The organism is Kitasatospora sp. NBC_01539, from assembly GCF_045040525.1.
Lineage (GTDB): Bacteria > Actinomycetota > Actinomycetes > Streptomycetales > Streptomycetaceae > Kitasatospora.
In genome coordinates this window covers 8,113,979-8,127,744 of record NZ_CP109390.1, presented here as the reverse complement: position 1 = coordinate 8,127,744, position 13,766 = coordinate 8,113,979, and the positions used below count along the sequence as shown (strand labels likewise).

The following is a 13,766-nucleotide window of genomic DNA, read 5'->3' as shown; positions in this document are numbered from 1 at the left end:
CAGGGCGGGGCATGGAATACCGCCCGCAACCATGGGCAGCGGCCACATGAATCCGTTGACCTACTCGCCGCGCCTGGTGAAGGCGCTCCCGCCGGTCGAGGCGTGCGGTCGGGTGCTGAAGGCGTACGCGATGTTCGCGCAGCCGGAGCACGGGTCCGCCCTCCCGGAGCCGGAGTGGCTGCGGCAGCACGCGGCCTCTGTGCTGGGCGAACCTCCGCAAGAGGGGGACCACCCCGTCGGCTTCCTGATCCTGCACTACGGGAAGGAAGCCGACTACCTGCTGGTGAGCCAGTGGTACGACGCCGACATGCTCAAGCACTGGGTGCGCGGATCGGTGGTCGACGCCGAGGGCGGCACGACGTTCGCCCCCCTTGCCCAGCGCGATCTGATCGCCTGTGTCTGGGAGCTGGAGGTCATCAGGTTTGAGCGCGACGCCTGGGTCAACACCGTGTTGTCGCAGGGCCGGCTCGACCAGGTGGCGCTCGACGCGTACCTGGCCACGACCTTCTCGGGGTGGGTATGAGCCGCGACGTCCAGGTGCAGCCGATCGAGCCGTCCCACCTGGACGCGCTGCTGGCCCTGTGCCGCGAGCACGCGGTGTACGAGGGGGCGGACTTCCACGAGAACGGCCAGGTCGAGCGCTGGCGTTCGGCGTTCTTCGCCGAGCGGGCGTCGCTGTACGGCTGGGTGGCGACGGACGGCGGGGTGCCCTGCGGCTTCATGACGGTCACCACCGACTTCGCCACCTGGGGCGCCGAGCGGTTCGTCTACATGGACTGCCTCTACCTCCAGGAGCCGTACCGCCGGATGGGGCTCGGCCGCGTCTTCCTGGAGCGGCTGCGGGAGTTCGCCGTCACCCAGCAGTGCGGGTGGGCCGAGTGGCAGACCCCTCCGGACAACGAGCTCGGCGTCGGCTTCTACCGGCGGATGGGTGCCAAGGACAAAGCAAAGCTCCGCTTCAGCTACAACGTTACTGCGCGGAGCTCCTCTTGACGGAGAGTTGGAATCCGATGGTGTCGCCGATACCGATGCCCCCCTGGTCCCTCGACCCCGCCGACCAGGCCTTCCCGCCGCCGGAGCTCGGTGACATCGTCCGGGCCGCGGCGACGAACCGGCCGGACCGCCCGGCGCTGCACGACGGACGGGTCGGACTGACCTTCGCCGAACTGGAGCAGCAGGCCAGGGCGCTCGCCGCCTGGCTGGGCGAGCAGGGCGTCGGCAGTGGCGACCGGGTCGTGGTCCTCGCCGAGAAGTGCGCGGTCATGCCGGTCCTGGCGATCGGGATCTGGAAGTGCGGGGCCGTCTACGTCCCGCTCGACGCCACGCAGCCGGTGCTGCGGCTGCGCGGCCTGCTCGACCGGCTGGAGCCGAGTGCCGTGATCGCGCTCGACGACCGGGAGCCGACGGTGCCCGGCGTCCGCTGGGTCGGCCGGACGCAGCTCGACGCGGTCCTCTCGGGACCGGCCCCGGACCGGCCGGCCGTGGCCAGGCGGCCCGAGGACACGGCGTACATCATCTTCACCTCGGGCTCGACGGGCGAGCCCAAGGGCGTCGAGATCAGCACCGGCAGCCTGCTCGCGTACTTCGGGAACCACAACGAGGTACTGCGGTTCACGCCGGAGTCACGGGTCTTCAGCCTCTCCCCGTTCCACTTCGACGTGTCGATCGAGGACACGCTGCTGCCCCTGTCGCTGGGCGCGTTCGTCTACCAGTTCCGCGGCGTCCACGCAGGTGCCATCATGCGCGCCGTCATCGCGCGCGAACGGATCACGCACCTGATCGCGGTGTCCACGCTGCTGACCATGATCACGGACGGCGGACGGCACGTCAGCCGGGAGAAGTTCCCCGCCCTGGAGCTGGTGATGACGGGCGCCGAGGTGTGCGACCCCGGTGTCATCAACGCCTGGAAGAGCGGCCTCCCCGAGGTGCGCGTCTTCAACGTGTACGGGCCGACCGAGGCGACGATCGTCTGCACCGCCCACGAGATCGAACGGGCCGACCCGGAGCGGACGAACACGTACCCCATCGGACGGCCGCTTCGCGGAGTCGCGGTGCGGCTGGTGCACGACGGCGTCGAGGTCCACGAGCCGCACCAGGCAGGCGAGTTGTGGATCGGCGGCGAGCAGGTGATGCGCGGCTACTTCAACCAGCCGGAGGAGACCGCGCGCCGCGTGGTCGAGGTGGACGGCGTCCGGTACTACCGCACGGGCGACATGTGCAGCTACGACGAGGACGGCGACCTCGTGTTCCGCGGCCGGAACGACGACGAAGTGAAGCTGGCCGGCCGCCGGATCCACCTGGGTGAGATCCGGCAGGTCGTACTGGGCTGCCCGGGCGTCGAGCGGGCGGCCGTCGGGCTCGTCCCGCGCCACGGCCACGACGTGATCGCCCTGGTGGTGGTCGCTTCCGATCGCACGGTGCTGACCCACGTCGAGAAGCTGCTGGCGGACCTGCTGCCCGAGTACATGCGCCCGGCGCTGCTCGCCTGGTCGCCGGAGTTCGCCGTGTCCTCGACCGGCAAGACGGACGAGATCCGGCTGATGCGGCTGCTCGCCGGGGCAGTCGACGGGTCGAGTGCGACGCGCTTCGCGTTCGCGCCGGACGGCGGCGTCGGGCCCCTCGACGGGGACGGCGATGTCTGACCGGGAGGAGCGGGCGCTGGACGTCGAGTTCCGCCGCCTGGCCGCCGCCAGGAAGATCATGGGGACCGCCGCCTCCACCGGCTCGCTCGCGCAGGACCGGCTCAACGCCGAGCGGTGGATCGCCCGCTTCGGGAGCCCGGCCGAGCCGGAGGACGTCGCGCCGACGGGTTCGGATGAGCACTCGGTGGTCATCCGGCCGGAGCAGGAGGACCAGGACGCCCCCTGGGTCCTCTACATCCACGGCGGCGGGATGGTCTACTACTCGACGGCCGTCTTCCGGCCCTTCCTGCGCGTGCTGGCGGACACCCTGCACGCGCCCGTGGAGGCGTTCGACTACCTGAAGGCACCGGAGTCCACCGCCGAGCAGTCGGTGGACCTGCTGGCGGAGCAGATCGCGGCACGCTGCGCGGCCCTGGCCGGCCGGCCTCTGGTGATCGCCGGTGACAGCGTCGGCGGGCTGCTCGCGCTCTACCTGAGCCTGCGCGTCCTACCCGGAGTCCTCTCACGCGTCGTGCTGATCTATCCGGTGCTCGACCTGGAGACGGAGCGCGAGTCCTACCGGACCTACGGTGAGGGCTACTTCCTGGACAGCAGCGCCATGCGCACGTTCAGGTCGATACTGCGCCCCTTCTTTGCGGAGCGTTCCTTCGACCCGTTCGCCCTGACGCCGGGCGATCTGGCCCTGCTGCCCGAGTGCTCGGTCGTGACGGCAGGCTGCGACGTGCTCCGCGACGAAGGACTCGACTGGGTGGGGCACCTGGGCGAACGGTCGGTCGTGGTACGACACCGCCACTTCCCGGACCTGCCGCACGACTTCTGCCTGTACGCGGGAAGGCTGGACTCGGCCGGGCGCGCCGTGACCGAGATCGCCAGGACCGCGTTCCCGCTCCCGTCGAGCACCGGAGTCCGTGAAGGGAACGCAGACGGAAGGGAACGGGCTCGAAAATGGTAGCCACAGCCGAAGCGGGTGCTCTGCCGCCCTGGTCGGTCGACCCCGCAGACCGGTCCACGCCGCTGCCCGCCCTCGGCGACCTGCTGGTGGCGCCGGCCCTGGCGTACCCGGACCGCACCGCCATCAGCGACGGAGACACCAGCTACACCTTCGCCCAGCTCGAACAGGGTGCCCTGGCGGTCGCGGCCTGGCTGACCGGGCAGGGGGTCGGCGAGGGGGACCGCGTGGCGGTCCTGGCCGAGAAGCGCTCGATCATGCCGGCGCTCGCCGTCGCCGTCTGGAAGTGCGGAGCCGTCTACGCCCCGCTCGACGGCTCCGAGCCGGCGGGCCGGCTGGAGGCGCTGCTCGCGCGCCTGGAACCGGCGGTCGTGATCGCACTGGACGACCGGGAGCCGACCGCCTCGGCGAGCCGCTTCCTGGGCGGGACGCAACTGGCCGCGATCCTGTCCGGACCGGCGGCGGTGCACACCACCGCGGCCCGCGGGCCGGAGGAGGCCGCGTACATCGTCTGGGCCTCCGGTTCGGCCGGTGAGCCCCAGGGGGTGGAGACCAGCGCGGCAGCGCTGACCTCCTACTTCGGCAACCACAACCAGGTCCTCCGGATCACCCCGGACTCCCGCGTGCTGAGTCTGGCGCCGTTCCACGCCGATGTGTCGCTGGAGGACACGCTGCTCCCCCTGTCGCTGGGAGCCTTCGTCTACCAGTTCCGCAGCCTCCCCGCCGGGGCCGTCATGCGCTCCGTCATCGGGCGCGAGCGGATCACCCACCTGATCGCGGTCTCGATGCTGCTGGCCATGATCACCGGGGACGGACGCCAGATCACCCGGGCCAAACTGCCCGGCCTGGAGGTGGTGATGACCGGTGCCCAGGTGTGCGATCCCGCCGTGGTCCGCATCTGGCGGCAGCAGCTGCCGGAGACCCGCTTCCTGCACGCCTTCGGGCCGCCCGAGGCCACGGTCTTCAGCGTGGGCAACGAGATCGGGCACGCGGACCCGGAGCAGGGGCCCGCGCATCCGATCGGCAGGCCGCTGCGGGGGATGGCGGCGAAGCTGGTGAAGGACGGGGTCGAGGTCCAGCAGCCTGACACCGAAGGGGAGTTGTGGATCGGCGGCGCGCAGGTGATGCGCGGCTACTTCGACCGGCCGGAGGAGACCGCCCGCCACGTCGTGGAGTCCGACGGGATCCGCTACTTCCGGACCGGGGACGTCTGCGCCTACGACAACGCCGGCGACATCGTGTTCCGCCGCCACGGCGACGAGGAGGTCGTGTGGCTGGCCGGGCGCCGTACCCATCTGGGCGAGATCCGGCGCAGCGCCCTGAGCCGGCCCGGTGTCGACCGGGCGGTCCCGGCCGTCGTCCGGCGGAACGGCCGCGACGTGGTCGCCCTCGTCGTCGGGTCGTCGGCCCGACAGACGGTGGCCGACACGCAGGAGCACCTGCGCGCCGTACTGCCCGGCTACATGCGTCCGACCCTGATGGCCTGGGTGCGCACCGGACCGGCCGCAACGACCGTGCAGACCGTGCAGACCGATGAACGCGAGCTGGTCCGGCGGCTCGACGCGGCGGCTCAGCAGTCGAACTCCAACTACTTCGCGGTGTCGGCCGACGGCGCCGTCGAACCCATGGACGAGGTGTAGCTATGTCAGCAGCTGTGAAGGACAAGGTTTCCGAGTACCTGGAGGAGGCGCTGGGCGAGCCGGTCGACGTCGTCGGACTGCCGGAGGACACGACGCTCAACGCCCTCGGCCTCGACTCCCTCACGACCATCAGCGTCCTGGTCTCACTCCTCGAGGACTGCGGCGTCGACCTGGGAGAGCACGCGGACTCACTGGTCACCCCGAGCACCCTCGGAGACCTGTACGGCATCGCCGGCCGGTTCATGGAGGCCGACGGGGAGTCCGGCCCGGACGGGGAGGAGCCGGCCCGGGGGCAGCGCAGTCAACTGGACTACTACCAGGAGAAACTGGCCTACGAGATCGACTCGGCGGACCTGAGGACCGCCCTGGACGAGGGCCAGGACATCGTGGTCGTCGACGGCCGCAGCAGCGAGTCCTACGAGCGGGAGCACATAGCCGGAGCGATCAGCGTTCCGCACCGTTCCATCTCGCAGGAACTGCTCTCCGGATACCCCAGGACACCGCTGTACGTCGCCTACTGCGACGGCATCGGGTGCAACGCCTCCACCAAGACAGCGATCAAGCTGGCGACCGCGGGCTTCCGGGTCAAGGAGCTGATCGGCGGTCTGGACTGGTGGAAGCGGGACGGCCACGCCACCGAGGGACTCGAGGCCGGGCGCCTCGTCCACCACGCCGACTGCGGATGCGCCGGCTAGCGCCGAGGCCGACCGGAGCCGACCAGAGAGTCCGATCGAACCGAAAGATGGAAGTCCCCCTGTGAGTACTCCGAGTTCCGACCGCACGCAGCTGGACGTCGCGGTGGTCGGTGGGAGCATCGCCGGCTGCGCCACCGCGATCCGCTTCAGCCAGATGGGCCACCGGGTCGCGGTCTTCGAGAAGAAGGCGACCGACGAGCAGTCCCACAAGCGACTCTGCACGCATTTCATGCAGCCGAACGGGGTGCCGCTGCTGGACCGGCTGGGGCTGGCCCACCTGCGCGAGCCTGCCTGGTCCACGACCACCAAGGCCGTGTTCGTCACGCCCGGGGGCCTGATCGAAGGGCCCGGGGGATACCTCCCCGAGCAACCGGACTCGTACGCCCTCAACCTCGAACGGCGGGTGCTCGACCCCGCGTTGCGCGCGGCCGCACGGGAGCAGGGCGTGCAGTTCATCGACGGCACCGGCGTGGAGACGGTCACGGAGGACGAGTCCGGCTGGACGCTGGACACACTCGGCGATGCCGGACCCCGCCGCTTCCGTGCCGGGCTGGTGGTGGCCGCGGACGGGCGCCGTTCGCGCATGGCCAGGGAGCTCGACAACCCGGCCGAGACCCATCCCAACGAGCGTGCCTGCCTCTTCGGCTACTTCTCCGGGATCGAGGCCCCGGAGGGGAACCGCTCGGTCTTCGTCATGAACGAGCACGACCTGGCCTGCACCTATCCGCTCCCCGGCGGCAGGACCCTGCTCGTGCTGTTCGCGGAGAAGTCGCGGGTCGAGGGCTGGCGCGGTCCGGAGGAGCGGATGCGGCAGTTCCTGGCCTACTTCGACGCGCTCCCGGAGGCACCGTCGATGGCCGGCGCGGTCCCGCAGTCGGAACTGCTGGGCTACACCGACTATCCGAGCCAGGTCCGGCAACCGGTGCTGGGCCTGGTCCCGTTCGTCGGCGACGCGGCCCTGTCGCTCGACCCTATGAGCGGGGTCGGCTGCGGCTTCGCGTTGTCGTCGGCCGACCTGCTGGCCGCCTCGTTCGCCGACCGGTCCCTGGCCAAGGCCGATCTCAAGGCCGGGCTGGACGAGTACCGGCAGCGGTTCGCGGACACCATCGCCCCGCACGTCGAAGGCATCTGCGCGGACTCCCTCATCAGCAAGAAGGCGGCGTTCCGGCGAAAGATGTTCCAGACCATCAGCGGTAGCCCGGAGCTGAGCCGGAAGTACCTGGCCATCACCGGCCGGCTGGCTTCGCCGGCCGGCTTCAACCAGGACCTCCTGCGCGCGATGCTCAGCCGAAGCACCCGCTGAGCGAAGGAAGTTGACCGGTCGACCACCGGAAACTCCACGACGATGAACACACAGATGGGGAAGAGAGACTGATGTCGCGCGTCGCGTTCACGACCTTCGCGATCCTGAAGAAGCCCTACGGGGACCCCGAGGTGCAGGCGTTCGACGACCTCACGCCGCCCACCTTCGAGGAGGCGGAGGGCAGCCCCGGATTCATCGCCCGGGCGAAGGAGGACCCCGGGCAGAGCCATCTGACCAACTTCGAGCGCCACTGGGGAGCCTGGGGCACGTTCGACGTCCCGCGCTTCTACACCGGCGGCCGGAGCAACGAGACCGACAGCCGTGCCTCCACCCTGTCCCTGTGGACCGATCTGGAGTCCGTCTTCTCCTTCGTCTACACAGGTCTGCACCGCAAGGCCCTGAGTAGTCGCCACGAGTGGTTCCTCAAGCCGGAGTGGCCCAGCTACGCGGTGTGGTGGGTCTCCGACACCACCGTCCCCACCTGGGCCGACGCCTGCCGCCGCCTTGAGCACCTGCACGACAACGGCGCCTCTCCGGTCGCGTTCACGCTCCGCCAGCCGTTCACCCCCGACGGCGCACCCACCCGGCTCAGCGGGTCGGCCGAAAGGCAGCGGGACCCCCGATGAGCCGCTCCGGCCCGCCCCGCGCCGGTGCGCCGGGCCCCTCCTCTTCCGCTCTCCGCTCCAAGCCAGTGAGGGACTCTCTGTGATCACGCGCAAGTTCGACAGATCGGCGATGAGCTGGTCCTACGAGATGGATCTCCAGGACATGCTGGACGCCACCGACATCAAGGGCCTGCCCTTCGGGTCGGTCTTCGGCAGCGTCGCCGCGCACAGCGTCTCGAAGCGGCACGCCCACCAGGACGGCGAGATGTTCATCGTCCTGGCCGGGCAGGCCACCGTCGTGCTCGGGGACGAGGAGTGCCTGCTCGGACCCGGCGGAGTCGTCCACCTGTCGCCCTTCGGCTTCCACGAGATCCGCAACACCTTCGACGAGCCGTTCGACATCGTCTCGATCTACTGGGAGGACATCCCGGCCGCGGTCGAGGTCCTCGACCAGACCTCGCCGCGGGCCCGGTTCGCCGAGCGGACGCTGGTCTTCTGCCCCCCGCCCACGCCCAACGGCGGCCTGCACCTCGGCCACCTCGCGGGCCCCTACGTCCGGGCCGACATGCTCGCTCGCGCGCTGCGCAGCGCGGGCCGCGGCGCCCGGTACGTCACGGGTACCGACGACCACCAGTCGTTCGTCGTCACCGCCGCCCGGCTGCGCGGCACGGAGCCGGCCGACGTGGCCACCACCACGGGCGACGCCATCATCGCGACCCTGCGCGCGGCCGGCGTCAGCCCCGACCGGCTGACCCGCCCCCTCGGGGACCCGGAGCACGCCGACCGGATCCGGGAGCTGTTCGCCCGGGTGGCCGCCTCGCCCGCCGTCACGGAGGAGGAGCGGGAGACGGCCTACTGCCCGCAGTGCGAGCTGTCGCTGCACCAGGCCTTCGCCCTCGGGCTGTGCACGCACTGCGGCGCATCCAGCAACGGGGAGATCTGCGAGGCCTGCGGTCGGCCCAACGAGGCCCGGGAGCTGGCCGGTCTCAAATGCCTGATCTGCGGCACCCCGGCCGTCACCCGCCCGGAGCGGGCACTGTGGCTGGACCTCAACACCTACGCCGAGCGGCTGCGGGACTACCTGCGGCTCACGTACACCTCGCCCGACCTCCAGGCCCTGGTGGAGCGGCTGCTGGCCGAGGGGCTGCCCGCGTACCGGCTCGACCGGTCCACCGAGTGGGGCGTTCCCCTCGGCGACGGCCGGGCCGTCGACGCCTGGGTGGACCTTGCACTGACCTTCCTGGACGCCGCCCGAGCCGAGACCGAGCAGGGCGGACCGGCGAAGATCTCGCTCTTCCTCGGCTACGACAACAGCTTCTTCTACGCGGTCCTGCTCCCGGCCGTGGCCTTCGCGGCCGAGCTCACCGAGTACCTGCCGACCTCGTTCGTCACCAACCAGTTCCTTCACCTGGACGGCGAGAAGTTCTCCACCAGCCGCGGCCACGCGGTCTGGGCCGACGACGCCCTCGCGGCGGCGGGACCGGACGTCGTACGCCTCGCCCTGCTGCGGGACGCCCCCGAGGGACGCGTCACCCGGATCGCCCGGACGACAGCGGACCGGCTCGACCAGGACCCGCTGCACCTCGGCGCCCAGGCGTGGCTGGCCGGCTTCGCGGCTCCGACCGAGGAGCTCGACGGAAGGGTCCCGGGCACCGGCGCCTGGACCGACGCGCACCGCGAGTTCTACCGGTACCTCAACCTGGCCACGCAGCAGCTCGACGCCCTGCTGCTCCCGGAGTCGTTCAGCGCGCGCGGGTACATCCGGCTGCTGGAGTCCTTCGTGGAACGCTGCGACGAGTTCCGGGCGACGGAGCAGGCGGTCCGCCTCGTCCCGTCGCTGCCGGAGGAGGCACGCACGAGCCTGGCTCTGGAGTACCTGGCGGCCAAGGCGTTCGCCGCGCTGGCCTGGCCGGTCACGCCCGGGCTGGCCCAACAGGTCTGGGACTGGCTGGGCCTGCCCGGGGAGCCGGTCCGCGAGGCCGAGTGGACCTTCCTCCCTTCCGGCACCCGGTGCGCGACCCCCGCTCCCGGCCCCGCCACGGCGGCCCTCGCCGGGAGCGGGTCCTAGTGGACGGCCCCGGTGCGGCGACGCCCCTGCACGGTGGGGAACTGCCCGCCGTCGCCGATGTCGTGGTGGTGGGCGCCGGGATCACCGGTGCCTCCGTCGCGCACTGGTTGGCGCGCCGGGGTGTGTCCGTCGTCCTGGTCGAGCAGTCGCCGCACCATGCCGCCGGAGCCACCGGCCACTCCGGCGGCATGGTGCGCGGGTACGACTCCGACCCGCTGGTCGGGGAACTGGCGCTGCTGAGCCTGGCCGCGTACCGGGATCCCGGACGCTGGGCGTCGGGGCGGGCCCCGCTGCACGCGGTCGGCGCGGTCACCGTGGCCGACCCGGCCCTGGAGCCCGCTCTCCAGGCGGCCGCCGGGCGGATCAACGACGCACTCGCCGCCTCGGCGCACGTGGTGGCCGACCGGGACGAGGCGGCCGGGATCCGCCTGGCCGGCGGTGTCGCCCTCGTCGAGCCCGAGGCCGGCTGGGTGGCGCCCGCGGAAGTCGCCGCGGACTGGTTGGCGCAGGCGGCCGCCGACGGCGCACTCGTCCGCCACGGGGTCCGCGTACTCGAGGTCGGGGAGCGCGGCGGACGCCCGACGGTGCTCACGGACGCGGGCGTGATCAGCGCGGGGGCCGTGATCGGGGCGGTCGGGCCCTGGGCAGCCGACCCGGTGCCCGGCCTGCGGCCGGCCTCACCGGTCCGGTCGCGGTCGATCCAGGTGAGCATCGTCGAGCGCCGCCCTCCCGCACCGGACCACGCGACCTTCATCGACCTGCGGACCGGGCTGTACGCCAAGCCGGTCGGCTCCGACCGGACGCTGATCGGCATGCCGCACCTCGTGTGGGACTCCCCGACCGAAGCACGGCCGGACCCGGCCCACGAGCGGGCCACCCTGGCCGCGCTCACCGCCCACTTCCCGTGGCTCGCCACCGCGGCGCACCTGGCCACGGTCCGCGCCGCCGACGCCTACGGCCCGCCGGACGGCGGCCGGGCGTCCGGGCTGCTGGAGGCCACGGGCGTGCCGCACGTGTGGTCGGTACGGGCCTGGAACGGCGGCGGCGTCAAGACGGCGCCGGAGGCCGGCCGCCGCATCGCGCAGGCGTGCCTGGCCGACGCCTTCGCCGACTCCGCCTGACGGCCGTCCGCCCCACGGCACCGGCCCCCGGACCCTTCCCCACCACTGCACCGAGGTGTCTCATGCCGGATGCGTCCGGTCCCGTGACGTTCCCACCACTGACCGCCGTCCATCCACACCTGCCTTCCATCAAGGGGGAACAGTGACCCACTGCCACGATGTCCTGGGCATAGGCTTCGGTCCGGCCAACCTGGCTCTCGCCATCGCCCTGGAGGAGGAGGGCCACGACCTCGACGTGCGCTTCCTGGAGGCCCGTCCGGGGCCGTCCTGGCAGAGCGCGATGATGCTTCCGGGGTCCGACATCCAGAACCACCCGGTGCGCGACCTCGTGTCGCTGCGCAATCCGCGCAGCCGCTACACCTTCATCAACTACCTGTTCGAGAACGGGTTGCTGCTCGACCACCTCAACGTCCCGATGGAGTTCCCGCTGCGCAAGGAGTACGCGCAGTACGTCGCCTGGGTCGCCGGCCACTTCAGCCGGCTGGTCGACTACGGCGTGCACGTCACCGGCGTCACCGTCGACCGCGACACCGACGGCCGCGCGCTCTACACCGTCACCACCTCCGCCGGGGAGACCGTCCGGGCCCGCGCGCTGGTGATCGGCACCGGCCGCACCCCCTTCGTCCCGGAACCCTTCGACGCGGTGGACTCCCCGCGCGTGTTCCACCTGACGCGCTACCTGCCGGCGCTGCGGGAGTTGGAGGAGCAGGGCGGGACCGGTGCGGGTGACTGGTCCCCGCGCTCCGTCACGGTCGTCGGCGGCAGCCAGAGCGCGGTGGAGCTCACCCTCGACCTCGCGCGCCGCTACCCCCGCGCCCGGGTGAACCTGCTCGTGCGCTCGCTGTCGCTGCGTCAGAAGGACACCAGCCCGTTCAGCGAGGAGGGGTACTTCCCCGACTTCACCGAGTACTACTACCGCGCCTCCCGCGAGCGCAAGAACGCCATGGACTCCTACATGCGCCTCACCAACTACTCGTCGGCCGACGGGGACGTGCTGCGCGAGCTGTACCGGCTCGTCTACGAGCAGCGCCTGGACGGGGACCCGAAGGTGTCCGTCAGCACCAGCCGGCAGGTGCGCGGGATCGAGGTCCGCGAGGACGGCGTCCACCTCGGCGTCGAGGAGCTGAACACCGGGGAGCGCGAGGAGCACCATGCCGACTTCGTCGTCCTGGCCACCGGGTTCCGCGACCTCGGTCCGGCCGCCCACCAGGAGCGCGTCCCCGCCATGATGCGCGGCATCGCCGCCGACTTCCGCTTCGACAGCCACGGCTACCTCTCCGTCGATCCGGACTACGAAGTGCAGCCGGTGAGCGCCGACACGCCCGCGCTCTTCCTCAACGGCCTGTGCGAATCCAGCCACGGCATCGGTGACGCCGGTTCGTTCAGCCTGCTGTCGCTCAGGGCGAAGACCATATCCGAGGCCCTGAGGAAGCGTCTCCCGTAATGGAACCAGCAGACACCCGTGCTCCCGGCACGGCGGTCGGGCCGCGCGGGCCGGGAGCGGACGCCGCGGCCCGACCGGCGCGGGGGGCCGAACGGGAGATCGCCGGCCGCCTGTCCGGCCAGGTCCTGGGAGCCGGGATGCTGGTCATGCCTCCTGTTGTCGCGGTCCTGGCCGGCGGGGACGGCCTCCTGGTCTGGTCGGCCCACCTCCTGCTCGGCGGTTCGGTCAGCCTCCTGCTCGCGCTGCTGGTCCGTACGGGGATGCGGTCGGCCTCGCTGGCGGACACCGTCGGCGTCCTGCTGGGGCCGTGGGCGCGACGGACGGTGGACGGCGCCTTCGCTGTCGCCTTCACCCTCGGGCAGGCGGCGATCGCCTGGTTCGCCGCGACCTGCCTGGAGACGGCTGCCGACGGCGGGGTGCCGCGTCCGGGGGCGGGCGGCCTGCTGCTCGCCCTCGGCATCCTCGCGGTGGCCGTGCTCGCGGCGCTCAGCCCGCTGACCCTTCCGGCCGCCGTGCTGCGACTCCGCCCCTGGGCCGCCGGAGCCGTGGCACTGGCTTGCACCGCGTGCGGCTGGCCCGCCGTCGCGGCGGGCTCGCACACGCCCCTCGCCCCGTCGGGGCTCTCCCCCGACGGCGCCCGGTGGCTGGCCCTGATGGCGCTGTTCTTCGCCGGTGTCGGATGGGAGGCGGTCACCGGCATCGTCCCCGCCACGACCGCCGGGCCCAGGCGCACCGCGGTGGGTGTGGCCCTGGGGACCGCATCGGTGGCTGTCGTCTACCTGGGGCTGGCCCTCGTCGAACACCTGGGCGTCGAGGGGTCGGCTGTCGGCCGGGACGCCGTTCCCGCACCCGTGCGCTGGGTCCTCGCCATCGCGACGGCAGCCGTGCTGACCTGCTACTGCTTCACCAATGTGCGTACCGCCGCCCGGATCGCCTCGCGGCTGCGCCGCGGCGGTCCGGACTCCCCCGACCGGGGCCCCGCCAAGGCCGTCGTCGCGGCCGTCGGCGTCGCCTGCTGCGTCTTCGCCACTGCGGGGGCCACCGGGGACGGCGCCGTCCCGCTGCTGCTGCTGGGTCCGGCCGCGGCCGCGCTCATCGGCTACGCCCTGGCAGCAGCCGCCGCCGTACGTCGGGGCGGGGCGCTGATGCGGTGTGCCGGAGCCGCACTCCTGGTCGTGCTCGTGCTCGTGAGCACGGTGGTCCCCATCGCTGCCGGCCTGCTCGGGGGATGAGCGATGGCCGAACCCCTGCGCAGCCGTCCGGCAGGTCCCCTCTTCCCGACCGCCTCCCGTCCCGGCT

The 13,766-nt window shown here is 72.0% G+C and carries 12 protein-coding genes; all 12 read left to right on the top strand.

Going from position 1 to position 13,766, the window contains the following annotated elements; genetic code table 11:
* Positions 1–46: 46 nt before the first annotated feature.
* The 12 genes from OG335_RS35305 to OG335_RS35250 all read left to right on the top strand — a co-directional run bounded on the left by OG335_RS35305 (position 47) and on the right by OG335_RS35250 (position 13,699).
* Positions 47–523 (top strand): hypothetical protein, encoded by a 477-nt coding sequence (locus tag OG335_RS35305; RefSeq protein WP_405015230.1) that lies wholly within the window; start codon positions 47–49, stop codon positions 521–523.
* Positions 520–993: a GNAT family N-acetyltransferase gene (locus OG335_RS35300; protein WP_405015229.1), complete on the top strand. Its 474-nt coding sequence runs from the start codon at positions 520–522 to the stop codon at positions 991–993. Before OG335_RS35305 ends, OG335_RS35300 begins: the two co-directional genes overlap by 4 nt.
* Positions 994–1,028: 35 nt before the next feature.
* A complete protein-coding gene (locus OG335_RS35295; protein ID WP_405015228.1) occupies positions 1,029–2,642 on the top strand; it encodes an amino acid adenylation domain-containing protein in 1,614 nt (537 codons plus the stop codon).
* Positions 2,635–3,594, top strand: a complete 960-nt coding sequence (locus OG335_RS35290) for an alpha/beta fold hydrolase (protein WP_405015227.1) — start codon at positions 2,635–2,637, stop codon at positions 3,592–3,594. Before OG335_RS35295 ends, OG335_RS35290 begins: the two co-directional genes overlap by 8 nt.
* Entirely contained in the window at positions 3,588–5,231 is a 1,644-nt protein-coding gene (locus tag OG335_RS35285; RefSeq protein ID WP_405015226.1) for an AMP-binding protein, read from the top strand. Before OG335_RS35290 ends, OG335_RS35285 begins: the two co-directional genes overlap by 7 nt.
* Positions 5,232–5,233: 2 nt before the next feature.
* Positions 5,234–5,926, top strand: a complete 693-nt coding sequence (locus OG335_RS35280) for a rhodanese-like domain-containing protein (RefSeq protein ID WP_405015225.1) — start codon at positions 5,234–5,236, stop codon at positions 5,924–5,926.
* A 61-nt stretch (positions 5,927–5,987) separates the two neighbouring features.
* On the top strand, positions 5,988–7,229 hold the full coding sequence (locus OG335_RS35275) for an NAD(P)/FAD-dependent oxidoreductase (RefSeq protein ID WP_405015224.1): 1,242 nt from the start codon (positions 5,988–5,990) through the stop codon (positions 7,227–7,229).
* A 71-nt stretch (positions 7,230–7,300) separates the two neighbouring features.
* The gene (locus tag OG335_RS35270; RefSeq protein WP_405015223.1) at positions 7,301–7,855 is read left to right on the top strand and encodes a DUF3291 domain-containing protein; all 555 of its coding nucleotides are present in this window, start codon (positions 7,301–7,303) and stop codon (positions 7,853–7,855) included.
* Between the two features lie 79 nt (positions 7,856–7,934).
* Entirely contained in the window at positions 7,935–9,902 is a 1,968-nt protein-coding gene (locus OG335_RS35265) for a class I tRNA ligase family protein (RefSeq protein ID WP_405015222.1), read from the top strand.
* A complete protein-coding gene (locus OG335_RS35260; protein ID WP_405015221.1) occupies positions 9,902–11,023 on the top strand; it encodes an NAD(P)/FAD-dependent oxidoreductase in 1,122 nt (373 codons plus the stop codon). Before OG335_RS35265 ends, OG335_RS35260 begins: the two co-directional genes overlap by 1 nt.
* A 142-nt stretch (positions 11,024–11,165) precedes the next feature.
* Positions 11,166–12,467 (top strand): lysine N(6)-hydroxylase/L-ornithine N(5)-oxygenase family protein, encoded by a 1,302-nt coding sequence (locus tag OG335_RS35255; RefSeq protein ID WP_405015220.1) that lies wholly within the window; start codon positions 11,166–11,168, stop codon positions 12,465–12,467.
* A 146-nt stretch (positions 12,468–12,613) separates the two neighbouring features.
* Positions 12,614–13,699 carry an amino acid:polyamine antiporter gene (locus OG335_RS35250; protein ID WP_405015219.1) on the top strand — a complete coding sequence of 362 codons (1,086 nt, stop codon included), beginning with the start codon at positions 12,614–12,616 and terminating at the stop codon, positions 13,697–13,699.
* Positions 13,700–13,766: the final 67 nt, after the last annotated feature.